This is a genomic window from Pantoea sp. SGAir0184 (assembly GCF_043544755.1).
In genome coordinates this window covers 3,841,834-3,863,474 of sequence record NZ_CP028050.1, presented here as the reverse complement: position 1 = coordinate 3,863,474, position 21,641 = coordinate 3,841,834, and the positions used below count along the sequence as shown (strand labels likewise).

Here is a 21,641-nt window from a genome sequence, read left to right as displayed (position 1 = left end):
CCCGTTTACATGCAGGTCCTCACTATGTCCGAGCAGTTTCTCTATTTCATTCAGCAGATGTTCAACGGGGTCACCCTCGGGAGCACCTACGCGCTGATCGCCATCGGTTACACCATGGTTTACGGCATCATCGGCATGATCAACTTCGCCCACGGCGAGGTATACATGATCGGCAGCTATGTCTCCTTTATCGTGATCGCCGCCCTGATGATGATGGGTATCGACACCTCGTGGCTGATGATTGCCGCCGGGTTCGTGATGGCGGTGATTATCTCCAGCGCCTACGGCTGGAGCATCGAGCGCGTGGCGTATAAGCCGGTGCGCTCCTCCAAACGCCTGATCGCGCTGATCTCGGCGATTGGTATGTCGATCTTTCTGCAGAACTACGTCAGCCTGACGCAGGGCTCGCGCGATCTGGCGCTGCCCAGCCTGATCACCGGCCAGTGGACGCTGGGTGAGAGCAACGGCTTTGCCGCCACGCTCACCACCATGCAGCTGGTTATCTGGGTCGTCACCTTCCTCGCGATGCTGGCGCTGACGCTGTTCATCCGCTATTCGCGCATGGGCCGCGCCTGCCGTGCCTGCGCTGAAGACCTGAAAATGGCCAGCCTGCTGGGCATCAACACCGACCGCGTGATCTCACTGACCTTTGTGATCGGCGCGGCGATGGCGGCCGTGGCTGGCGTGCTGCTGGGGCAGTTTTACGGCTCCATTAACCCGTTCATCGGCTTTATGGCCGGCATGAAAGCCTTTACCGCGGCGGTACTGGGCGGCATCGGCAGCATTCCGGGCGCGATGATTGGCGGCCTGGTGCTGGGCATTGCGGAAGCGCTGACGTCAGCCTATCTGTCGACCGAATATAAAGACGTGGTGTCGTTCGCGCTGCTGATCGTGGTGCTGCTGGTGATGCCAACCGGTATCCTGGGCCGTCCGGAGGTGGAGAAAGTATGAAACGCCTCGGTCTGGTTAACGCCGTGGTCTCCACGGTGATGCTGCTGGTGCTCGCCAGCTTCTTTATGGGTATGCGCCTCGATCTCGACGGCACCAAACTGGTGGTGGCGAATGCGGGCGCCGTGCGCTGGAACTGGATCTTCCTCGGCTGCGCAGTGGTGTTTGTGTTCCAGCTGCTGCGTCCGCTGTTGCAGGGCAAGCTCAAGCGCAGTGGCAAAGGGCTGGTGCTGCCGGGTTTTGACGGTTCGACACCAAAACAAAAGCTGCTGATGCTGCTGGTGATTGTTGCTGCCGTCGCCTGGCCCTTCTTTGTATCGCGCGGCAGCGTGGATATCGCCACCCTGACGCTGATCTACGTGATGCTCGGCCTCGGCCTGAATGTGGTAGTGGGCCTGTCCGGCCTGCTGGTGCTGGGCTACGGCGGCTTTTACGCCATCGGTGCTTACACCTTTGCGCTGCTGAATCACTATTACGGCTTTGGCTTCTGGGAAAGTTTGCCGCTGGCCGGCATTGTTGCCGGTGCCTTTGGCCTGCTGCTGGGCTTCCCGGTGCTGCGGCTGCGCGGTGACTATCTGGCGATTGTGACGCTCGGCTTTGGTGAGATCGTGCGTATTCTGCTGCTGAACAGCACATCAATCACTGGCGGTCCCAACGGAATCGCGCAGATCCCCAAGCCGAGCCTGTTTGGTATTGAATTTGGCCGGCGCGTCAGTGAAGGCGGCTGGACCACCTTCCACGATCTGACGGGCCTGGCGTACGATCCCAATCACCGCGTGATTTTCCTTTATCTGGTGGCGCTGCTGCTGGTGGTGCTGACGCTGTTCGTCATCAATCGTTTGCTGCGCATGCCGCTGGGGCGCGCGTGGGAAGCGCTGCGTGAAGATGAGATTGCCTGCCGTTCACTCGGTCTCAGCCCAACGCGCATCAAGCTGACGGCCTTTACCATCAGCGCGGTGTTCGCCGGTTTCGCCGGTACGCTGTTTGCCGCGCGTCAGGGCTTTGTCAGCCCGGAATCTTTCACTTTTGTCGAGTCCGCGTTTGTGCTGGCGATTGTGGTGCTGGGCGGCATGGGTTCGCAGCTGGCGGTGATCCTGGCCGCGATTCTGCTGGTGGTGTCGCGCGAGCTGATGCGTGATTTGAACGAGTACAGCATGCTGGTGCTCGGTGGGTTGATGGTGCTGATGATGATCTGGCGTCCGCAGGGGCTGCTGCCGATGAAGCGTCCGCACCTGAAGCTGAAACAGGCAAAACAAGGAGAGCAGGCATGAGTCAGCCTTTATTAGCCGTTGAAGGCCTGATGATGCGCTTCGGCGGCCTGCTGGCCGTCAACAACGTGGCGCTGGAACTGCATCCGCAGGAGATCGTCTCGCTGATTGGCCCGAACGGGGCGGGGAAAACCACGGTATTCAACTGCCTGACCGGTTTCTATAAGCCAACGGGCGGCACCATCAAACTGCGCGATCAGCCATTGCAGGGCCTGCCGGGGCAGAAGATCGCGCGCATGGGCGTGGTGCGAACTTTCCAGCACGTGCGCCTGTTCCGTGAGATGACGGTGATTGAAAACCTGCTGGTGGCGCAGCATCAGCATTTGAAAAGCGGCGTGTTCTCCGGGCTGTTTAAAACCCCGGCGTTCCGGCGTGGCGAGAGCGAAGCGCTGGACCGCGCGGCCAGCTGGCTGGAGCGCATTGGCCTGCTGGAGCTGGCTAACCGCCAGGCCGGCAATCTGGCTTACGGCCAGCAGCGCCGGCTGGAGATCGCCCGCTGCATGGTGACGCGTCCGGAAATCCTGATGCTCGACGAACCGGCCGCCGGCCTCAACCCGCGCGAAACGCACGAGCTGGATGAGCTGATCGCTGAACTGCGTGGCGAACACAAGGTGACGGTGTTGCTGATTGAACACGATATGAAACTGGTGATGGGCATTTCTGACCGCATTTATGTGGTGAATCAGGGAACGCCGCTGGCCAACGGTACGCCGGAAGAAGTGCGTAACAACCCGGATGTGATCCGTGCTTATTTAGGTGAGGCGTAACATGGCGAACCCGATTTTAACTTTACAGGGTGTCAGTGCGCACTATGGCCCGATCCAGGCACTGCATAACATTAATCTGCATATCAGTCAGGGCGAAATCGTGACGCTGATTGGCGCTAACGGCGCGGGTAAAACCACGCTGCTCGGTACGCTGTGTGGCGAGCCGCGCGCCACCAGCGGCACCATCACCTTTGATGGCAAAACGATTACCGACTGGCAGACGGCAAAAATCATGCGTGAAGCGATTGCCATCGTACCGGAAGGCCGGCGCGTATTTTCGCGCATGACGGTGGAAGAGAACCTGGCGATGGGCGGCTTTTTCGCGACGCGTCAGCAGTATCAGGAGCGCATTGAGCGCGTTTATCAGCTGTTCCCCCGGCTGGCGGAGCGCAAAGTGCAGCGCGCCGGCACCATGTCCGGCGGTGAGCAGCAGATGCTGGCGATTGGCCGCGCGCTCATGAGTCAGCCGCGCCTGCTGCTGCTGGACGAGCCATCGCTGGGTCTGGCGCCGATCATTATCCAGCAGATTTTCGACACCATCGAACAGCTACGTAAAGAGGGCATGACCATCTTCCTCGTCGAGCAGAACGCCAACCAGGCGCTGAAGCTGGCCGATCGCGGTTACGTGCTGGAGAACGGTCACGTGGTGCTGGAGGATAGCGGTGAAGCGTTGTTATCCAATGAAGCGGTGAGAAGCGCGTATTTAGGCGCCTGACCTGGCTTACTTGTCAGATTGCGGTTGGGCAGTGCTCGCCATCCTCACGTACTACATGTACGCTGCGGTGGCTGCGCGCTGTCCGCCCGTAATCTGACTGCGCCGCCGACGGTCATTAACCTGAGTGCGGAATAACAAATAATTCTCACCCACTTACACTCCATCGTCCCTGCGCTTACCCCGTCATATTCCCGTCATAATCCTGTTATTTTTCCGTCATTTCCCCGTGTCATGTTACTTCGCGAACAAAAAATGCGTGATATCGCGCGCGCCACAAGCACAGGAAACCCTTATGTCCGCTTTTACGCTTCGTCCCCGCCTGATGAGTCTGCTGCTCGGTCTGGCGATCAGCGGTAATGCGCTGGCTGCTACCGAAATCCCTTTCTGGCACTCAATGGAAGGCGAGTTAGGCAAAGAAGTCGATTCTCTGGCACAGCGTTTTAACCAGGCTCACCCGGATTACAAAATCGTTCCGACCTATAAAGGCAACTACGAGCAGAGCCTGGCCGCGGGTATCGCTGCGGTGCGCAGCGGTAAGGCACCGGCCATTCTGCAGGTTTACGAAGTGGGCACCGCCACCATGATGGCCTCTAAAGCCATCGTGCCGGTGCATGAAGTGTTTAAAGACGCCGGCGTGCCGATGGACCCGAAACAGTTTGTTCCTGCGGTTGCCGGTTACTACAGCGACAGCAACGGCCAGCTGATCTCACAGCCGTTTAACAGCTCCACGCCGGTGCTGTACTACAACAAAGACGCGTTCAAAAAAGCCGGTCTTAATCCGGATCAGCCCCCGAAAACCTGGCAGGCGCTGGCGCAGGATGCCGCCGCGCTGCGTAAAGCCGGCATGAGCTGCGGCTATGCCAGCGGCTGGCAGGGCTGGATTCAGATCGAAAACTTCAGCGCCTGGCATGGCCTGCCGGTTGCCACCAAAAACAACGGCTTTGACGGTACCGACGCGGTGCTGGAGTTCAACAAACCCGTGCAGGTGCGCCACATCCAACTGCTGGAAGAGATGAATAAGAAAGGTGATTTCACCTACTTTGGCCGTAAAGATGAGTCGACGTCCAAGTTCTATAACGGCGACTGCGGTATCACCACCGCCTCATCCGGTTCGCTGGCCGACATTAAGCATTACGCCAAATTCAACTTTGGCGTGGGCATGATGCCGTACGATGACACCGTGCCGAACGCACCGCAGAACGCCATTATCGGTGGCGCCAGCCTGTGGGTGATGAAAGGCAAAGATGCCGCCACTTACAAAGGCGCGGCTGAGTTCATGAAGTTCCTCGCCCAGCCGGATATCGCGGCAGAATGGCACCAGAAAACCGGTTATCTGCCGATCACCACCGCGGCTTATGAGCTGACCAAACAGCAGGGCTTCTATGACAAAAACCCGGGCGCGGACATCGCCACGCGGCAGATGCTGAATAAAGATCCGCTGCCGTTCACCAAAGGTATGCGTCTGGGCAACATGCCGCAGATTCGTACCATCGTCGACGAAGAGCTGGAAGGCGTGTGGACTGGCAAACAGTCGCCACAGGCAGCGCTGGACAACGCGGTGAAACGCGGCAACGAACTGCTGCGTCGCTTTGAACAGCAAGTGAAGTAACTCCGTAATGGCGGGATGGACGGGTAAGTCCGTCCCGCTGTCTCTTTCTGACGAGCCTGCTATGTCCTCATCATCACGTCCGGTTTTCCGCGCCCGTTTGTTGCCGTATCTGCTGGTGGCACCGCAGCTGGCGATCACCGCGATCTTTTTTCTCTGGCCCGCCGGAGAGGCGCTGTGGTACTCGCTGCAAAGCATCGATCCGTTTGGCATCTCCAGCACCTTTGTTGGCCTTGATAACTTCCGCCGCCTGTTCAGTGACGACTACTACCTTGATTCGTTCTGGACCACCCTCGTGTTTAGCGCGCTGGTGACGGTATGCGGCATGACATTCTCGCTGCTGCTGGCGGCGCTGGTGGATTACGTTATCCGGCTGAAAAAGCTCTATCAGACGCTGCTGCTGCTGCCCTATGCGGTAGCGCCGGTGGTTGCGGCGGTGCTGTGGATGTTCCTGTTCAACCCGGGGCTGGGGCTGTTCAGCCATCTGCTGAACCAGTTTGGCTACAACTGGAACTATGCGCAGAACAGCGGTCAGGCGATGTTCCTGATCGTATTAGCGTCGATCTGGCAGCAAATGAGCTACAACTTCCTGTTTTTCTTTGCCGCGCTGCAGTCCATTCCTAAATCGCTGGTGGAAGCCGCGGCGATTGACGGTGCCGGACCGGTGCGCCGTTTCTTTAATCTGTCGCTGCCGCTGATTACGCCGGTCAGCTTTTTCCTGCTGGTGGTGAATCTGGTTTACGCCTTTTTCGACACCTTCCCGGTGATTGATGCTGCCACCGGCGGCGGGCCGGTACAGGCTACAACCACGCTGATCTACAAAATCTACCGCGAAGGCTTCACCGGGCTCGATCTCTCGTCGTCCGCCGCGCAGTCGGTGGTGCTGATGTTGCTGGTTATCGGCCTGACCATTCTGCAATTCCGCTTTGTCGAGCGTAAGGTGCAATACCAATGATTGAAAACCGACGCGGGCTGGATATCTTCGCCCACACGCTGCTGGCGCTGGGGGTGCTGACCATTCTGTTCCCGCTGTACGTGGCGTTTGTCGCCGCGACGCTGGATAACAATGCGGTGTATCAGGTGCCGATGACGCTGGTGCCCGGCCCGCATCTCATCGACAACATCACCCACATCTGGCGCGATGGCGTCAACGGCAGCGCGGCGTTTGGCCTGATGATGCTGAACAGCCTGATCATGGCGCTGGGCATCACCGTGGGCAAAATCACGGTGTCGATGCTCTCAGCGTTTGCGCTGGTATGGTTTCGTTTTCCGCTGCGCACGCTGTTTTTCTGGCTGATCTTCATCACCCTGATGCTGCCGGTAGAAGTGCGTATTTTCCCGACGGTGGAGGTGATCTCCACGCTGCACATGCTGGACAGTTACAGCGGTCTGACATTGCCGCTGATGGCCTCCGCGACCGCCACGTTCCTGTTCCGCCAGTTTTTTATGTCGCTGCCGGATGAGCTGATTGAAGCGGCGCGCATTGACGGCGCCAGTCCGATGCGTTTCTTCTGGGATATCGTGCTGCCGCTGTCAAAAACCAATCTCGCCGCGCTGTTTGTCATCACCTTTATTTACGGCTGGAACCAGTATCTGTGGCCGCTGTTGATCATCAACGATGCCGGACTGAGCACTGCCGTGGCGGGGGTTAAAAGTATGATCAACACCAGCGGCGGTCCGACGCAGTGGAACGAAGTGATGGCGGCGATGTTATTAACCCTGATCCCACCGGTGGTGGTGGTGCTTGTGATGCAGCGCGCCTTTGTGCGTGGCCTGGTGGAGAGTGAGAAATAGATGGCAGCGGTAACCCTTCAGACCGTTACGAAATCGTATGACGGCAAAAACCAAATCATTCAGCCGCTGAACATCACCATCAATGACGGTGAGTTTATGGTGATGGTCGGCCCATCCGGCTGCGGGAAATCGACGCTGCTGCGCATGGTGGCCGGGCTGGAGCGCGTCACCTCGGGCGATATCTACATCGATGATCGGCGCGTCACCGACATGGAGCCGAAAGATCGCGGCATCGCCATGGTATTCCAGAATTACGCGCTCTACCCGCACATGACGGTGGGAGAAAACATGGCTTACGGTCTGAAGATCCGCGGCATGGGCAAGGAACAGATTACCCAGCGGGTGATGGATGCGGCGCGCAGTCTGGAGCTTGATCACCTGTTGCAGCGCCGTCCGCGTGAGCTCTCCGGCGGCCAGCGTCAGCGCGTGGCCATGGGCCGCGCCATCGTGCGGGAACCGGCGGTGTTTCTGTTTGATGAGCCGCTGTCGAACCTGGATGCGCGCCTGCGCGTGCAGATGCGTCTGGAGCTGCAGCAACTGCACCGCCGGCTGAAAACCACCAGCCTGTACGTCACGCACGATCAGGTTGAAGCCATGACGCTGGCCGAGCGCGTGATGGTGATGAACAAAGGCGTGGTGGAGCAGGTGGGCACGCCGGTCGAAGTGTATGAGCGTCCGGCCAGTCAGTTTGTTGCGTCGTTCATCGGCGCGCCGGCGATGAACCTGCTACCCGGTCAGATTAACAGCGATGGCTCGCGCTTTACGCTCGACGCGCTCAACAGCCTGCCGCTCGGCGCTGGCAAAGCGCGATGGGCCAACCGTCCGCTGACGCTCGGCATTCGTCCCGAGCATATTCAGCTCAGCAGCCGTGAGGCCGGCGGTGTGCCGCTGGTGGTGGATACGCTGGAGATCCTCGGCGCGGACAATCTTGCGCACGGCCACATTGGCAACACACGGCTGGTGGTGCGTTTGCCGCACAGCGAGCGGCCGCAGGCTGGCAGCAGCCTGTGGCTACAACTGCCGCCAGATGCGTTACACTTCTTCGATTCTACCCATGGAAAGCGTCTGGAATGAGTGTAAAAAACTGGCCCTATCCGCACATTGTTGCGCATCGCGGCGGCGGCAAGCTGGCCCCGGAAAACACCCTGGCGGCGATTGATGTCGGCGCGCACTACGGTCATACCATGATCGAATTCGACGCCAAACTGTCACAGGATAAGCAGATTTTCCTGCTGCACGATGACACGCTGGACCGCACCAGCAACGGCTGGGGCGTGGCGGGCGATCTGCCGTGGCAGCAGCTGGCGCAGCTGGATGCCGGCAGCTGGTTTAGCCGTGAATTTGACGGTGAACCGCTGGCATTGCTGAGCGAGGTGGCGGCGCGCTGCCGCCAGCATCAGATGATGGCCAACATTGAGATCAAACCCAGCAGCGGTACCGAGGTGGAAACCGGGCGCGGTGTGGCGCTGGCCGCGCGTACGCTGTGGCAGGGACAAACGGCACCGCTGCTGTCCTCGTTCTCGTATGCGGCGCTGGAAGCGGCGATGCAGGCCGCGCCGGAGCTGCCGCGCGGCCTGCTGCTGGATGAGTGGCACGACGACTGGCAGACGCTTATCGCCGCGCTCGACTGCGTCTCCATCCATTTAAATCATCGCTTGCTGGACGCCGGACGCACCGCCGCGCTTAAAGCCGCCGGTCTGCGTATTCTGGCGTATACCGTGAATCAGCCCGCGCGGGCGCGCGAGCTGCTGAGCTGGGGCGTGGATGCCATCTGTACCGATCGCATTGATGCTATCGGCCCGGACTTCCGTTAATTGCCGTACTGTGTTTGTGTATTGCTGTTCTGCTGGCCCGGCTGCGACTGAATCACGCGCTGCCGGGCGCTATCGCGCCGCTCCTGCAGCTTACGCTGCATCTCCTGATTTTGCTGCTGCTGATCCTGACGCAACTGCTGCTGCTGTTGCTGCTGCTGGATCTGCATGCGCGTCTGCATCCGCTGCTGGCTTGGGTTATAGCCGGGTTGATTCGGTTGGTTAGTGTTGTTCAGCATGTTCGCCATGCCGCTCAGCGGCATCAGTGCCGCGATAACAATCAGCCATTTTTTCATGGTGTTCCTCCATCAGTGCGGCCTGCTGTGTGAGGTTGCTCGCCACCCGGCAGCAACCGCCGCAACCATAAGTTTATGCGATATCACAAACCCCAAAACCAGGAGTGCACCTAATTTGGCTTAACTGCTATCTTTTTTACAGTATTTGCAAACACTTGCAGCAATCAATAACAAATGTAAACAACTGAAAGGATGGTGGCGGGATGAGGATACATAACGGTGTGCGCCAGTTCGGCTGGGCGCTGTTAATGAGTTTTACCGTGGTGCAGGGGGCGCAGGCAGCGCCAGCCAGCGCACCGCCGGTGTCATATGGCGTCGACAGCGACACCTTTCACCCGGTGAAAGCACAGCACGGGATGGTTGCGTCAGTGGACGCCATGGCAACCCGGGTGGGCGTCGATATCCTCAAACAAGGGGGTAACGCGGTAGATGCAGCGATTGCGGTGGGCTTTGCGCTGGCGGTCACTCACCCGCAGGCGGGTAACCTGGGCGGTGGCGGCTTTATGCTGCTGCGCACCGCTGCCGGCCGCACCACCGCCATTGATTTCCGCGAGATGGCGCCGGCGCGTGCCTCGCGCGATATGTTCCTGGATAAGCAGGGCAACGCGGATAGTAAGTTATCACTCACTTCTCATCTGGCTTCCGGCACGCCGGGCACCGTAGCCGGTTTTGCCCTGGCAGCGCAAAAGTACGGCACGCTGCCGCTCAGCACGCTGCTGGCGCCGGCGATCAAACTGGCGCGCGACGGCATCATCGTTAACGATGCGCTGGCTGACGATCTCGCTACCTACGGTAAAGAGAACCTGATCAACCACGACAACAGTCGCGCCATTTTCTACAAAGCCGACGGTCAGCCTTACCAGAAGGGTGATCGCCTGGTGCAGAAAAACCTCGCGCACAGCCTGCAGCTGATTGCTCAGCAGGGGCCGGATGCTTTCTACAAAGGCAAAATTGCCGATGAGATCGCCGCCGAAATGGCGCAGCACGGCGGGCTGATTGGCAAGGCGGATCTGGCGGCCTACCGCGCAGTGGAACGCAAGCCGGTAAGCGGCAGCTACCGTGGTTACGAGGTGTTCTCCATGCCGCCACCGTCGTCCGGCGGCATTCATATCGTGCAGATCCTCAATATCCTGGAAAACTTCGACCTGGCGAAATGGGGCTTTGGCAGCGCGGACGCTATGCAGGTGATGGCTGAGGCGGAAAAATACGCCTACGCCGACCGCTCCGAGTATCTCGGCGATCCCGACTTCGTTAAGGTGCCGCAGCAGGCGCTGACCAGCAAAGCCTACGCTAAAACGCTGGCCCAGCAGATTGACGTCAACAAGGCGCGCCCCTCAGCCGACATCAAGCCCGGCAAGCTGGCACCGTACGAGAGCAATCAAACCACTCACTTCTCGGTGGTGGATAAAGACGGCAACGCGGTGGCGGTGACCTATACGCTGAATACCTACTTTGGCAGCGGCGTGGTGGCCGGTAACAGCGGCATTCTGATGAACAATGAAATGGATGATTTCTCCGCCAAGCCGGGCACGCCAAACGTCTATGGCCTGGTGGGCGGTGAGGCGAACGCGATTCAGCCGGCCAAACGTCCGCTGTCATCGATGTCGCCAACCATTGTGGCGAAAGACGGTAAAACCTGGCTGGTGACCGGCAGCCCGGGCGGCAGTCGGATTATCACCACCGTGCTGCAAATGGTGGTGAACAGTATCGATTTCGGCATGAACGTGGCGGAAGCCACCAATGCGCCGCGCTTCCACCATCAGTGGCTGCCGGATCAGCTGCGCGTCGAGAAGGGCTTCAGCCCGGATACGCTGCGTCTGCTGGAAGCAAAAGGTCAGCATGTCAAAGTGCTGCCGGCGATGGGCAGCACGCAGAGCATCATGATTGGCCCGGACGGCATGCGCTACGGCGCGTCCGACCCACGCTCGGTGGATGATTTGAGTGCCGGGTATTAACGTCGCGCAATAAATTGCGCCGCTACCTCACCGTGCACCGGCCGGTAGCGGCGCGATTCATCGCGCATTCCCTTTCAGACGTGCCATGTAATGCGTATCAATCATCTGGCCGTCGCGGACCGCGAAACCTCTGGCGGTACCTTCAATCTCAAAACCAAACTGCTGATACAAACCCATGGCCTGGTAATTATCCGCAAATACCGTCAGTTCAATTCGCGTGACCTGCAGCCAGTTGTCGCACAGATCCACCATCGCCGCCATCAGCGCTTTACCCACGCCGCGCCGGTGAAATGCCGGATCAACGCCCATGCCGATAGTGGCGCAATGACGGCGGCGTGCCACCGCCATAACTTCCAGCGTCAGCTGACCGACAACCTGCCCGTCAATACAGGCCACCAGCATGGTGACATGGGGACGGGGATTCGCGAGCCGCTCCTGCCAGAGTGACGGTGACTGATACGGCAGATGCAGCGTGCCCGCCTGGGTTTCCGGCTGGCTATAGATACGCGTCAGAACGGCGGCATCTTCGGGCGTTGCGTGACGAACAGTAACCTGACTCATAAAGCAGCTCCTTGCACTCAGTGAATGAAATCCCCTTTAACATCAGGGAATTCGCGCGCAACGTCAACGGTAAAAAAACCGGGAAAGGGCTTTACAGACGAGAATGATAATGATTATTATTGTCAACGCGAATCCGGCAGCGTCTCCTGACAAACCGGGTAAGCACGACATTGCTCACATTGCTTCCAGTGTTTCTTAGCCAGCTCGGGTGCTGGCTTTTTTTTGCCTGCGCCTCAGCCGAACGCCGTCCTCAGCATTTTATCCCTCTTCTCCTTCCGTGGCCGCAACGGCATAACATGACAAAAAAATGATAAACTCAGCGTATCTCTGACCTCAGGCGCACACGATGAAGAAGAAAAGACCGGTATTACAGGATGTTGCCGATCGCGTCGGCATCACAAAAATGACCGTCAGCCGCTACCTGCGGAACCCCGATCAGGTCTCTGCGGCGCTGCGCGGCAAAATCGCCGTGGCGCTGGATGAACTCGGCTATATCCCCAACCGTGCGCCCGACATGCTCTCTAACGCCACCAGCCGCGCGATTGGCGTGTTGCTACCCTCGCTCACCAACCAGGTGTTTGCCGACGTGCTGCGCGGCATTGAAACCGTGACCGATGAAGCGGGCTATCAGACGCTGGTGGCGCACTTCGGCTATAACCCGCACAAAGAGGAGCTGCAGCTGCGTTCGCTGCTGGGCTGGAACATTGATGGCGTGATCCTTACCGAACGTTCCCACACGCCGGGCACGCTGCGCATGCTGGAAGTGGCGGGCATTCCGGTGATCGAAATGATGGATTGCGTCACGCCGTGTCTTGATATGGCCGTGGGCTTCGATAACGTCGAGGCGGCGCGGCAGATGACGCATGCTATCCTCAGGAAAGGCCATCGTCACACCGTCTATCTGGGCGCGCGCCTCGATGAGCGTACGCTGCAAAAGCAGCAGGGCTACGAACAGGCGATGCGCGAAGCCGGGCTGACGCCACACAGCGTCATGATGGAAGATGCCTCCTCCTTCAGCGCCGGTGCCCAGTTGCTGCGCGAGGCGCAGAAGCGCTATCCGCACACTGACAGCCTGTTCTGTACCAATGATGACCTGGCGGTAGGCGCGATGTTTGAGTGCCAGCGCCAGGGGTTGCGCGTGCCGGAGCAGATGGCGATCGCCGGCTTTCACGGCCACGACATCACGCAGGTGGTCAATCCGCGGCTGGCTACGGTGCTGACGCCACGCGAACGCATGGGGCGTGAATCAGCCGCCATGCTGCTGGCGCGGATTGGCGGCGATCGCAGCGTGACCGCGCCGCTGGATGTCGGTTTTGAGATTGCCGAAGGTGGCAGCATCTGATTTTGGCGATTTTTTGAGTCAGTTCACACTTTCGTGCTTTTCCGCCTGACAAGGGTTGCCAGCGTCTGAGCGCGCTCGGACAATGGCAATCAAAATTGTTATCGGTAACATTGGCAGCTTAACCTGCCGGAGCGCAAAACCATGACCACGCCATCTCCATCGCACCACGTCTTTATCCTGATGGGTGTTTCCGGCAGCGGAAAGTCTGCCGTCGCCAATCAGGTGTCTCATCAGCTCAGCACCGCGTTTCTGGATGGTGATTTCCTGCATCCGCGCAGCAACATCACCAAAATGGCGGAAGGCCATCCGCTGAACGACGACGATCGCCAGCCGTGGCTGCAGGCGCTGAATGATGCGGCGTTCGCGATGCAGCGCACCCAGGCAATCTCGATCATCGTCTGTTCAGCGCTCAAAAAGTCCTATCGCGACATCCTGCGTCAGGGCAATCACAACCTGAAATTCATCTATCTGAAGGGCGATTTTGCCACCATTGAGTCTCGTCTCAAGGCGCGCAAAGGCCACTTCTTCAAACCGCAGATGCTGGTGACACAGTTTGAAACCCTGCAGGAACCGGGTGCCGACGAGCCAGATGTGCTGGTTGTCGATATCAATCACTCACTGGATGAGGTAGTTGCGGCCACGGTTGCGACCATCGAGGGCGCAATCAACAAGGGCTAGTCATGAGTACCGCAACGCTGGTGTTAACCGCAGCAGGCTCTGTCCTGCTGCTGCTGTTTTTGGTGATGAAAGCGCGTATGCACGCCTTTGTCGCCCTGATGTTAGTATCGATGGGTGCCGGTCTTTTCTCCGGTATGCCGCTGGATAAAATTGCCGAGACCATGCAAAAAGGCATGGGCGGCACGCTCGGCTTTCTCGCCATTGTGGTGGCGCTGGGCGCCATGTTCGGCAAAATTCTGCATGAAACCGGTGCGGTCGATCAGATCGCCATTCGCATGCTGAAAACCTTTGGCGAGCGGCGCGCGCACTATGCGATGGGCATTGCCGGGCTGATCTGTGCGCTGCCGCTGTTCTTTGAAGTGGCCGTAGTGTTGTTGATCAGCATCGCCTTCGCGGTGGCACGCCGCACCCACGATAATCTGGTCAAACTGGTGATCCCGCTGTTTGCCGGCGTCGCCGCCGCGGCGGCCTTTTTGCTGCCCGGACCGGCACCGATGCTGCTGGCGGCGCAGATGCACGCTGACTTTGGCTGGATGATCCTGCTGGGGCTGTGCGCGGCGATTCCCGGCATGCTGATTGCCGGTCCGCTGTTCGGCAACCTGATTGCGCGCCATGTGACGTTCAGCGCGCCGCCGGAAGATCATCAGCCGGACGTCAGCGAGGGCCAGCTGCCGTCGTTTGGCTTTAGCCTGTCGCTGATTCTGTTCCCGCTGCTGCTGGTCGGGCTGAAAACCATCGGCGCGCGCTTTACCACACCGGATACACGTCTGTATGCGTGGCTGGAGTTTATCGGCCATCCGTTTACCGCCATCCTGCTGGCGCTGCTGGTGGCGATTTACGGCCTGGCTTACCGTCAGGGAATGGATAAAGAGAAGGTGATGCAGGTATGCGGCAGCGCGCTGCAGCCGGCGGGGATTATTCTGCTGGTGATTGGTGCGGGCGGCGTGTTCAAGCAGGTGCTGGTGGATTCCGGCGTTGGCCCGGTGCTGGGCCACGCGCTGACCGGTGCCGGCATGCCGATTGCGCTGGCCTGTTTTATTCTCTCCGGCGCGATTCGGGTGATTCAGGGCTCGGCCACGGTGGCCTGTTTAACCACCGTCGGGCTGGTGATGCCGGTGATTGAACCGTTGCATTACAGCGGTGCGCAGCTGGCGGCACTGTCGATCTGCATTGGCGGCGGCTCGATTATTATCAGCCACGTCAACGATGCCGGTTTCTGGCTGTTCGGCCGCTTCACCGGTGCCACCGAAGGCGAGACGCTGAAGACCTGGACGCTGATGGAGACGATTCTCGGCACCACCGGCGCCATCGTCGGGATGATCGCGTTTAGTTTGTTGTCGTAATGGCAATGCGCAATAAATTGCGCCGTTACAGATTAATGCACAGCCTGTAGCGGCGCGATTTATCGCGCGTTGTAAAAATGATTAATCTACCTCGCGCTCATCGTCCGGCTGATCCAGCACGGTGTACGCCACCGCACAGAACAGCGAATTCAGGCGCTTCATATCTCCCAGCAAACCTAAATGCAGCGAACTGGTTTCGATGCTTTGCACATTCTGCCGGTGCAGGCGCTCGACGTGGGCGTGGGAATAACGGCGAATCAGGATGCGGAAACGGTGCTTGGCACGGCGCAGGCGCTTGGCGCTGCTGACGTCGTGCGACAGAAACACCGACAGGCTCAGGCGCAGGTTGCTTAACACCTGCTCCTGCAGCGAATTCAGCTCTTCCAGCCCTTCCGGCGAAAACGCCCGGCGCGCCTGCAGCGACTTGTCCGCTACGTCGGCGCTCATGCGTTCGATAATGTCGCCTGCCTGCTCCAGATTCAGCGCCATCTCAATCACCTCGGCCCAGCGGCGTGAATCCTCTTCCGCCAGGTCCTCCTTCGGCATGCGCGCCAGATAGAGCTTAATGGCGGTGTACAGCACATCCACATCATCATCCAGCCGCCGCACTGCGCGCTCCTCGCGCAGTTCGCCCATCACCACCTTGTTGAAGCTCTCCAGCATCTGCTCCACCACATCGCCAATGCGCAGCGTCTCCCTCGCCGCGTTGGCCAGCGCCAGCGCCGGGGTATCCAGCGCGCTGCTGTCGAGGTGCTTAGGTTTGAGATGGGTCTGGTTTTCCGCATCGTCGGCGATCATGCGGCGGCACAGGCGCGCCATCGGTTCGGCAAACGGCACCATTACCAGACAGCGCACCAGGTTGTAGAACACGTGGAAGAAGATCACCATCTCTTCATCGTTAACCGGCAGCTTATCCAGCAGATCGGCGATGTAATCGACAAACGGCAAAATAACGATGCTGCCAATCAGCTTGAACAACAGGCTGCCGAGCGCCACCCGCTTGCCGGCAGCATTGGATCCGCTGGCGTTGATCATCGCCAGCAAGCCGCTGCCGAGGTTAGCGCCAATCACCAGACACAGCGCCACTTTGAACGAGATAACGCCGGTGGCGGTCAGCGTGGCGGTAATCAGCACCGCAGCCAGGCTGGAGTAGCTGATGATGGCGAATACCGCGCCAATCAGCGCATCCAGCATGATATCGCCGGTCAGCGTCGAGAACAGCACCTGCACGCCGGCGGCCTGCGTAATGGGTTTGGCGGCGGCGACAATCAGCTGCAGCGCCAGCAGAATCAGCCCGAGGCCGATAGCTGCGCGTCCGATCTGACCGGCGCGCGTCTGTTTGCGGCTGAGGAAAAATACCACGCCAAAAAAGATAAACAGCGGCGACAGCCAGGAGAGATCGAAGGTCAGGATGCGCGCCATGATGGCGGTACCGACGTCGGCTCCCAGCACCACCACCAGCGCGGGCGTCAGGCTGACCAGATTCTGCGCCACAAACGAGGTGACTAATAACGTGGTGGCGTTACTGCTCTGCACCAGCGCGGTAACGCCGATCCCGGCAAGAAACGCCATCGGTTTTTTTTCCACGCTGCGGCTTAACACGCGACGCAGATCGGCACCGTACACGCGCATCACGCCGGTGCGGACAATGTGGGTGCCCCATACCAGCAGGGCGACGGCGGAGAGAAGGTTAAGCAGGGTTAGCACGAATAAAGGCTCCTATGCGCCAGGCAGAAAACAGGCGGCTGCCTGCCTGGCGATAAGCACAGCCGATAAATACCTGCGTCGCGCTGCGTTGCCAATTTTTCGTTTAATTTAAGCGACCTGGCGCAACGTCGACATCTCTAACTGTAGTCCAATCTGCATGCCGGCGGGGTGTAAATCTGCCACGCTGCGGTTGAGCACATCCACCGACAACTCGACCTGATTCGCCAGCACGCGATAGCGGATCACGTTCCCGAGCAGGCTATGGCTGAGAATGGTGGCCGCGATGCCTGCCTGCGGTGCGCACAGCTGGATGGATTCCGGACGAATCGCCACCTGGCTGCTGAACGGCTGACCGGTCAGCTGCGTTGCCTGTTCGGCACTCAGCAGGTTGTAGTTGCCAATAAAGCCCGCGGCGAACAGATCCACCGGCTGGGTATAGAGCGTTTCCGCGTTGCCGTTTTGCACAATGCGACCGCGATTCATCAGCACAATACGGTCCGACAGCGTCAGCGCCTCTTCCTGATCGTGGGTGACAAAAATGGTGGTCAGCTTCAGCTCCTGCTGAATGTGGCGAATCTGCTCGCGCAGATGGCGGCGAATGCGGGCGTCCAGCGCCGACAGCGGTTCATCCAGCAGCAGCAGACGCGGCCGCGTCACCAGCGAACGTGCCAGCGCCACGCGCTGACACTGGCCGCCCGACAGCTGGTGCGGATAGCGGCGCGCGAAGTCGGTCAGCTCCACCAGCGCCAGCGCTTCCATCACGCGTTGCTGAATCTCACCGGCGGCCAGTTTCTGCATCTTCAGGCCAAACGCGACGTTCTTCTCCACCGTCATATTGGGAAACAGCGCATAGCTCTGGAACACCATGCCAATGGTGCGCTTTTGTGGCGGCAGCGGCACCAGATCCTGGCCCTGCAGCAGAATGGTGCCGCTGTCGACATCGGTCAGGCCGGCGATGCAGCGCAGCAGCGTTGACTTGCCGCAGCCGCTCGGGCCGAGCAGGGTGACAAACTCACCTTCGTCGGCGCTGAAATCGATGTTTTCAAAAATGGTGGTCGGGCCGTAGCTTTTATTCAGTTGGGTAACGTTCAGGTAACTCATGGTCAGCCTCGTTCAGGATTGAGGGCATTGGCCAGCCAGGTGACCAGCAGGACAACCGCAAAATAAGAGATCACCAGCGCGCTGGTGAAATGCCCGCTGCCGTTGCGCATGTTGTAGAGATAAACCTGCAGCGTTTCATAGCGGGTGCCGACCAGCAGGTTAGCAAAGACAAACTCACCAATCAGAAAGGAGAAGGAGAGCAGCACGGCAATGAACACCCCTTTGCGCAGATTTGGCAGCACCACAAACAGGGCTGCCTGCCAGGTGCTGGCGCCCAGCAGATGAGCCGCGTCAATCAGCTCTTTCAGGTTGATGGCCTGCATATTGTTGGCAATGGCGCGGTAGATAAACGGCAACGCAATGGTGAAGTAACAGCCGATGAGAATCCATGGCGTGCCGGTCAGCATCAGCGGGCCCGAGGAGTAGAGCTGCAGCAGCCCGACCGACGAGACCACCGGCGGCACGGCAAACGGCATCAGAATCAGCACGTTCATCACCGCGTCCAGTTTTGGATAGTAGTAAGCGATTACAAACATCGCAGGCAGCACCAGCAGCAGGGAGAACAGCAGCGCACCCACGCAGATCAGCAGCGAATGACCGAGCGCGGTGAGGAAGCGCGGATCGCTCCACAGCTGCGTCAGCCACTTCAGGGTAAAGCCCTGTGGCAGAATGGTATCGCTCCACTCGCTGGAGATGCCGTACAGCAGCGTCGCCAGCAGCGGTGCGGCGAGCACAATCAGCAGCAGCCAGACAATCAGGCGATGGTAGAGTTTTTCGACGCGAGACATGTCAGGACTCCTGTACGCGGGCATGCAGATAGCTGCGACGCACCAGATACTGCTGCACCACGGTAATCAGCGCCATAATCAGCACCAGCAGCATCGCCAGCGCGCCGCCGGTATTGGGATCGAGCGAGATATCGCCTGACACCAGCGCGGCGATGCGCACCGGCACCACGTTGAAGTTGCCGGTGGTCAGCGCGTAAATGGTGGCGTAGGCGCCCAGCGCGTTGGCCAGCAAAATCACAAAGGTGCCGAGCAGTGCCGGAAACAGAATCGGCAGGCCGATGTGCCACCAGTAGCGCCAGCGGCTGGCACCGAGCAGTGCCGCCGACTCTTCCCAGTCTTTCCGCAGCCCGTCAAACGCCGGGTAGAGCAGCAGAATACCGAGCGGAATCTGGAACCAGGTGTAAACCAGCACCATGCCGTCGCGCGAAAACAGCTTAAAGCTGTCCAGCCAGCCGTAGTGGCGCAGCAGCAGCGTCAGGCAGCCGTTCAGTCCGAGCAGGATGACAAAGGCGAAGGCCAGCGGCACGCCGGCGAAGTTGCTGGTCATATTGGTGAACGACAGCAAAAAGCGCTGAAAACGCCCGGTGCCGAGCTTGTGCAGCGAATAACCGGCAAGCAGCGCGATCAGCAGGCCGTAAACGCTCGACCACAGCGAAATATCCAGCGACAGGCGAAAAGCCTGCAGGTAGAACGGTGAAGTGAGGATATCGCTGTAGTTATCGATGCCCCAGCGCTCATTGATATCGCTCCAGAAGCTGTTGATGGCAATCCACAGCAGCGGCGCGAGCTGGAAGGCGATCCAGAACAGCACGAACGGCAGCAGCAACAGCGAGGCCAGGGTTTTGCCCTTCATCAGCGCGGCTCCGCCAGCAGACCACGACACAGCGGTTTGTCGTGCGGGACGCCGAGCAGGGTGCAGACGGTGCCGCACAGGTCGGTTTGCTGCGGTTCGAGGTCGGGCTGCAGCGAGAAGCCGCGGCCAAAAACAAACAGCGGCACCTGCGTCTCTTCCGGCAGAATACCGCCGTGCGAGCGATCGTCGTTCATGCCGTGGTCGGCAGTGACAATCACCTGATAACCGGCGGCCAGCCAGCCGGGCATCCACTGCGACAGATAGCCATCCGCCATTCGTGCCCGGTTACGGTACTGCGGTGATGACAGGCTGTGCTTGTGCCCGGCATCGTCGATGTTCATTGGGTGAATCAGCAGGAAATCGGGATCGTGCTGCAGGCGCAGGCTTTCGGCATCCTCAAACAGATGCGAGTCGGGGTAACCGTCGTCCCAGTAGAAATGGCCGTACTGGATCGGCAGGTCGGGCGCGTTAGTGTGGCGATCGCGCGCGGCGTTGAACGGCGAGCGGTTATACAGTTCGCTCACCCAGTGATAAGCGGCAGCGGCGGTAGTGAGTCCGGCGTCGCGCGCGTAGTGGAAGATACTGCGCTGATTGCTCAGGCGATTGACGCCGTTGTGAATGATGCCGCTGCGCACCGGCGGAATGCCGGTCAGAATGCATTCGTACAGCGGACGCGACAGCGACGGCAGTTCGCAGGTCAGCGTGTAATAGTGGCCGTTGCCCTGTTTGCATTCGGCAAACAGATAGCCCATGGCGTGCTGCGCCACCTGATTACTCAGCCCATCGAGTACCACCAGGATTGTTTTCATCCCCGCTCCCTCAGGTGCGCATGAATGCGCACCCTGTAAAAATTGGTGATAGGTACCGGCGCAATGTATTGCGCATTGCCGGAAAACGGATGCGCGATACATCGCGCCGCTACGGTATGTGCGACTGGCAGAACGTCTGCGTTACTGCTTCATGTTAATAACCACATTCTCCTGCCACAGGCGCGGCAGCAGTTTTGAGGTCTTATCCCAGGCAGCCTGATCTTTGATCGGACGGGCATTTTTATATTCCGACTGCGGCAGCAGTTTGGCCTGCACGTCTGCCGGCAGCGTTAAATGCTCGGCGCGAATCGGGCGCGCATAGCCTTTCGCCAGGTTGATCTGGCCCTCATCCGACAGAATGTATTCACGCGCCAGCTTCGCCGCGTTCGGGTGGCGGGCGTATTTGTTGATAATGGTGGTGTAGCCAGAAGTCACGGACCCGTCCGACGGAATCACCACTTCGTAGCGATTTTTATCAATCTGATCGCGGTAGTTCAGGCCGTTGAAGTCCCACACCACGGCGACCTGAATCTCACCTTTTTCGATGTTGGCGATCACCGGGTCGGTCACGCCAAGGCGGCCCTGTTTCGCCAGCTCGCCAAAGAATGCCAGCGCCGGCTTGATGTTCTTCTCGTCACCGCCCAGCGCATAGCTGGCGGCGAGGACGCCGTTTGCCGCCTGAGCAGCCGTGCCGACGTCGCCGATAGTGACCACATACTTACCTTTTTTCAGATCGGCCCAGCTGTGCGGTGCGTCTTTCACCTGCTGCTTGTCGATCAGGAAAGCGATGGTGCCGGTGTAGGCCAGCATCCAGTTGCCATCGGCGTCTTTCGCCCATGCCGGAATCTGATCCCAGTGGGTCGGTTTGTAGGGTTGCGCCACGCCTTTGGCGACGGCAATCGGACCGAAAGCGGCGCCCACGTCGCCGATATCGGCGCTGGCGTTATCCTGCTCGGCGGCAAACTTCGCCAGCTCCTGCGCCGAAGACATATCGGTATCGCTGTGCTTCAGACCGTATTTGGTGCTGAGATCGTTCCAGGTATCTTTCCAGTTAGCCCAGGTGTCAGGCATACCGACGCTGTTCACCTGGCCTTCGGCGCGCGCGGCTTTTTCCAGCGCGGCAACATCGTTATCGGCGGCATGCGCGGCGGGCAGCGCAAGCAGAACGGCACTGGCTACTACAGAAGAGATAAACGCTTTCATCTCGATTGCTCCGGGTGTAAGTTTTGGGTCGTCGTGGTCTAGTCCAGCAAGAACCGAGCCAATGTAGCCCGGATAGATGAAGGTTTTATGACCGGG

At 59.3% G+C, this 21,641-nt stretch carries 21 protein-coding genes; 13 read left to right on the top strand and 8 right to left on the bottom strand.

Annotated elements, in window-relative coordinates; translation table 11 throughout:
- Positions 1–24: 24 nt before the first annotated feature.
- The 9 genes from livH to ugpQ all read left to right on the top strand — a co-directional run bounded on the left by livH (position 25) and on the right by ugpQ (position 8,912).
- Complete coding sequence (gene livH, locus C1N60_RS18315; RefSeq protein WP_010615899.1) at positions 25–951, top strand: high-affinity branched-chain amino acid ABC transporter permease LivH; 927 nt, start codon at positions 25–27, stop codon at positions 949–951.
- Entirely contained in the window at positions 948–2,219 is a 1,272-nt protein-coding gene (locus tag C1N60_RS18310; RefSeq protein ID WP_058780903.1) for a high-affinity branched-chain amino acid ABC transporter permease LivM, read from the top strand. The genes livH and C1N60_RS18310 overlap by 4 nt, the downstream gene beginning before the upstream one ends.
- Positions 2,216–2,983 (top strand): high-affinity branched-chain amino acid ABC transporter ATP-binding protein LivG, encoded by a 768-nt coding sequence (livG, locus tag C1N60_RS18305; protein ID WP_021508005.1) that lies wholly within the window; start codon positions 2,216–2,218, stop codon positions 2,981–2,983. The genes C1N60_RS18310 and livG overlap by 4 nt, the downstream gene beginning before the upstream one ends.
- Before the next feature lies 1 nt (position 2,984).
- Entirely contained in the window at positions 2,985–3,698 is a 714-nt protein-coding gene (gene livF / locus C1N60_RS18300) for a high-affinity branched-chain amino acid ABC transporter ATP-binding protein LivF (protein WP_010615896.1), read from the top strand.
- Between the two features lie 292 nt (positions 3,699–3,990).
- Positions 3,991–5,307 (top strand): sn-glycerol-3-phosphate ABC transporter substrate-binding protein UgpB, encoded by a 1,317-nt coding sequence (gene ugpB / locus C1N60_RS18295; RefSeq protein WP_058757579.1) that lies wholly within the window; start codon positions 3,991–3,993, stop codon positions 5,305–5,307.
- A 61-nt stretch (positions 5,308–5,368) separates the two neighbouring features.
- Positions 5,369–6,259 (top strand): sn-glycerol-3-phosphate ABC transporter permease UgpA, encoded by an 891-nt coding sequence (ugpA, locus tag C1N60_RS18290; protein WP_058774944.1) that lies wholly within the window; start codon positions 5,369–5,371, stop codon positions 6,257–6,259.
- The gene (gene ugpE / locus C1N60_RS18285; protein WP_021508002.1) at positions 6,256–7,098 is read left to right on the top strand and encodes a sn-glycerol-3-phosphate ABC transporter permease UgpE; all 843 of its coding nucleotides are present in this window, start codon (positions 6,256–6,258) and stop codon (positions 7,096–7,098) included. Before ugpA ends, ugpE begins: the two co-directional genes overlap by 4 nt.
- Entirely contained in the window at positions 7,099–8,172 is a 1,074-nt protein-coding gene (locus tag C1N60_RS18280) for a sn-glycerol-3-phosphate import ATP-binding protein UgpC (RefSeq protein ID WP_283342042.1), read from the top strand.
- Positions 8,169–8,912, top strand: coding sequence for a glycerophosphodiester phosphodiesterase (ugpQ, locus tag C1N60_RS18275; RefSeq protein ID WP_348879881.1), 744 nt, complete (start codon positions 8,169–8,171; stop codon positions 8,910–8,912). The genes C1N60_RS18280 and ugpQ overlap by 4 nt, the downstream gene beginning before the upstream one ends.
- On the opposite strand, the gene C1N60_RS18270 is transcribed toward ugpQ, so the two are convergent.
- The gene (locus C1N60_RS18270; protein WP_021507999.1) at positions 8,909–9,205 is read right to left on the bottom strand and encodes a DUF2756 domain-containing protein; all 297 of its coding nucleotides are present in this window, start codon (positions 9,203–9,205) and stop codon (positions 8,909–8,911) included. The genes ugpQ and C1N60_RS18270 overlap by 4 nt on opposite strands.
- A 203-nt stretch (positions 9,206–9,408) precedes the next feature.
- Between C1N60_RS18270 and ggt the strand changes: the two genes are divergently transcribed.
- Entirely contained in the window at positions 9,409–11,160 is a 1,752-nt protein-coding gene (gene ggt / locus C1N60_RS18265; protein WP_021507998.1) for a gamma-glutamyltransferase, read from the top strand.
- A gap of 57 nt (positions 11,161–11,217) precedes the next feature.
- Here ggt and C1N60_RS18260 read toward each other — a convergent pair whose 3' ends face one another.
- Positions 11,218–11,721, bottom strand: a complete 504-nt coding sequence (locus C1N60_RS18260) for a GNAT family N-acetyltransferase (protein ID WP_058757575.1) — start codon at positions 11,719–11,721, stop codon at positions 11,218–11,220.
- 346 nt (positions 11,722–12,067) lie between these two features.
- On the opposite strand from C1N60_RS18260, the gene gntR reads away from it, so the two are divergent.
- From gntR to gntU, 3 genes are all read left to right on the top strand, one after another.
- A complete protein-coding gene (gene gntR, locus C1N60_RS18255) occupies positions 12,068–13,063 on the top strand; it encodes a gluconate operon transcriptional repressor GntR (RefSeq protein ID WP_058774941.1) in 996 nt (331 codons plus the stop codon).
- Positions 13,064–13,204: 141 nt separating this feature from the next.
- Positions 13,205–13,741: a gluconokinase gene (gene gntK / locus C1N60_RS18250; RefSeq protein ID WP_010615889.1), complete on the top strand. Its 537-nt coding sequence runs from the start codon at positions 13,205–13,207 to the stop codon at positions 13,739–13,741.
- Between the two features lie 2 nt (positions 13,742–13,743).
- Complete coding sequence (gene gntU / locus C1N60_RS18245) at positions 13,744–15,084, top strand: gluconate transporter (RefSeq protein ID WP_058757574.1); 1,341 nt, start codon at positions 13,744–13,746, stop codon at positions 15,082–15,084.
- Positions 15,085–15,165: 81 nt separating this feature from the next.
- Here gntU and C1N60_RS18240 read toward each other — a convergent pair whose 3' ends face one another.
- The 6 genes from C1N60_RS18240 to C1N60_RS18215 all read right to left on the bottom strand — a co-directional run bounded on the left by C1N60_RS18240 (position 15,166) and on the right by C1N60_RS18215 (position 21,545).
- Positions 15,166–16,791 carry a Na/Pi cotransporter family protein gene (locus tag C1N60_RS18240; protein WP_058757573.1) on the bottom strand — a complete coding sequence of 542 codons (1,626 nt, stop codon included), beginning with the start codon at positions 16,789–16,791 and terminating at the stop codon, positions 15,166–15,168.
- 108 nt (positions 16,792–16,899) lie between these two features.
- Positions 16,900–17,892 carry an ABC transporter ATP-binding protein gene (locus C1N60_RS18235; protein ID WP_058770007.1) on the bottom strand — a complete coding sequence of 331 codons (993 nt, stop codon included), beginning with the start codon at positions 17,890–17,892 and terminating at the stop codon, positions 16,900–16,902.
- Positions 17,893–17,894: 2 nt separating this feature from the next.
- A complete protein-coding gene (locus C1N60_RS18230; protein WP_058757571.1) occupies positions 17,895–18,680 on the bottom strand; it encodes an ABC transporter permease in 786 nt (261 codons plus the stop codon).
- Position 18,681: 1 nt separating this feature from the next.
- Entirely contained in the window at positions 18,682–19,533 is an 852-nt protein-coding gene (locus tag C1N60_RS18225) for an ABC transporter permease (RefSeq protein WP_021507865.1), read from the bottom strand.
- The gene (locus C1N60_RS18220) at positions 19,533–20,342 is read right to left on the bottom strand and encodes an alkaline phosphatase family protein (protein WP_058770008.1); all 810 of its coding nucleotides are present in this window, start codon (positions 20,340–20,342) and stop codon (positions 19,533–19,535) included. Before C1N60_RS18220 ends, C1N60_RS18225 begins: the two co-directional genes overlap by 1 nt.
- A gap of 141 nt (positions 20,343–20,483) precedes the next feature.
- Positions 20,484–21,545, bottom strand: a complete 1,062-nt coding sequence (locus tag C1N60_RS18215; protein WP_058770009.1) for an ABC transporter substrate-binding protein — start codon at positions 21,543–21,545, stop codon at positions 20,484–20,486.
- Positions 21,546–21,641 lie beyond the last annotated feature (96 nt).

Excerpts from the sequence above, each read along its gene's own strand:
- livH (WP_010615899.1), top strand. The coding sequence starts at position 25 with ATGTCCGAGCAGTTTCTCTATTTCATTCAGCAGATGTTCAACGGGGTC.
- C1N60_RS18310 (WP_058780903.1), top strand. The coding sequence starts at position 948 with ATGAAACGCCTCGGTCTGGTTAACGCCGTGGTCTCCACGGTGATGCTG.
- livG (WP_021508005.1), top strand. The coding sequence starts at position 2,216 with ATGAGTCAGCCTTTATTAGCCGTTGAAGGCCTGATGATGCGCTTCGGC.
- livF (WP_010615896.1), top strand. The coding sequence starts at position 2,985 with ATGGCGAACCCGATTTTAACTTTACAGGGTGTCAGTGCGCACTATGGC.
- ugpB (WP_058757579.1), top strand. The coding sequence starts at position 3,991 with ATGTCCGCTTTTACGCTTCGTCCCCGCCTGATGAGTCTGCTGCTCGGT.
- ugpA (WP_058774944.1), top strand. The coding sequence starts at position 5,369 with ATGTCCTCATCATCACGTCCGGTTTTCCGCGCCCGTTTGTTGCCGTAT.
- ugpE (WP_021508002.1), top strand. The coding sequence starts at position 6,256 with ATGATTGAAAACCGACGCGGGCTGGATATCTTCGCCCACACGCTGCTG.
- C1N60_RS18280 (WP_283342042.1), top strand. The coding sequence starts at position 7,099 with ATGGCAGCGGTAACCCTTCAGACCGTTACGAAATCGTATGACGGCAAA.
- ugpQ (WP_348879881.1), top strand. The coding sequence starts at position 8,169 with ATGAGTGTAAAAAACTGGCCCTATCCGCACATTGTTGCGCATCGCGGC.
- C1N60_RS18270 (WP_021507999.1), bottom strand. The coding sequence starts at position 9,205 with ATGAAAAAATGGCTGATTGTTATCGCGGCACTGATGCCGCTGAGCGGC.
- ggt (WP_021507998.1), top strand. The coding sequence starts at position 9,409 with ATGAGGATACATAACGGTGTGCGCCAGTTCGGCTGGGCGCTGTTAATG.
- C1N60_RS18260 (WP_058757575.1), bottom strand. The coding sequence starts at position 11,721 with ATGAGTCAGGTTACTGTTCGTCACGCAACGCCCGAAGATGCCGCCGTT.
- gntR (WP_058774941.1), top strand. The coding sequence starts at position 12,068 with ATGAAGAAGAAAAGACCGGTATTACAGGATGTTGCCGATCGCGTCGGC.
- gntK (WP_010615889.1), top strand. The coding sequence starts at position 13,205 with ATGACCACGCCATCTCCATCGCACCACGTCTTTATCCTGATGGGTGTT.
- gntU (WP_058757574.1), top strand. The coding sequence starts at position 13,744 with ATGAGTACCGCAACGCTGGTGTTAACCGCAGCAGGCTCTGTCCTGCTG.
- C1N60_RS18235 (WP_058770007.1), bottom strand. The coding sequence starts at position 17,892 with ATGAGTTACCTGAACGTTACCCAACTGAATAAAAGCTACGGCCCGACC.
- C1N60_RS18230 (WP_058757571.1), bottom strand. The coding sequence starts at position 18,680 with ATGTCTCGCGTCGAAAAACTCTACCATCGCCTGATTGTCTGGCTGCTG.
- C1N60_RS18225 (WP_021507865.1), bottom strand. The coding sequence starts at position 19,533 with ATGAAGGGCAAAACCCTGGCCTCGCTGTTGCTGCTGCCGTTCGTGCTG.
- C1N60_RS18220 (WP_058770008.1), bottom strand. The coding sequence starts at position 20,342 with ATGAAAACAATCCTGGTGGTACTCGATGGGCTGAGTAATCAGGTGGCG.
- C1N60_RS18215 (WP_058770009.1), bottom strand. The coding sequence starts at position 21,545 with ATGAAAGCGTTTATCTCTTCTGTAGTAGCCAGTGCCGTTCTGCTTGCG.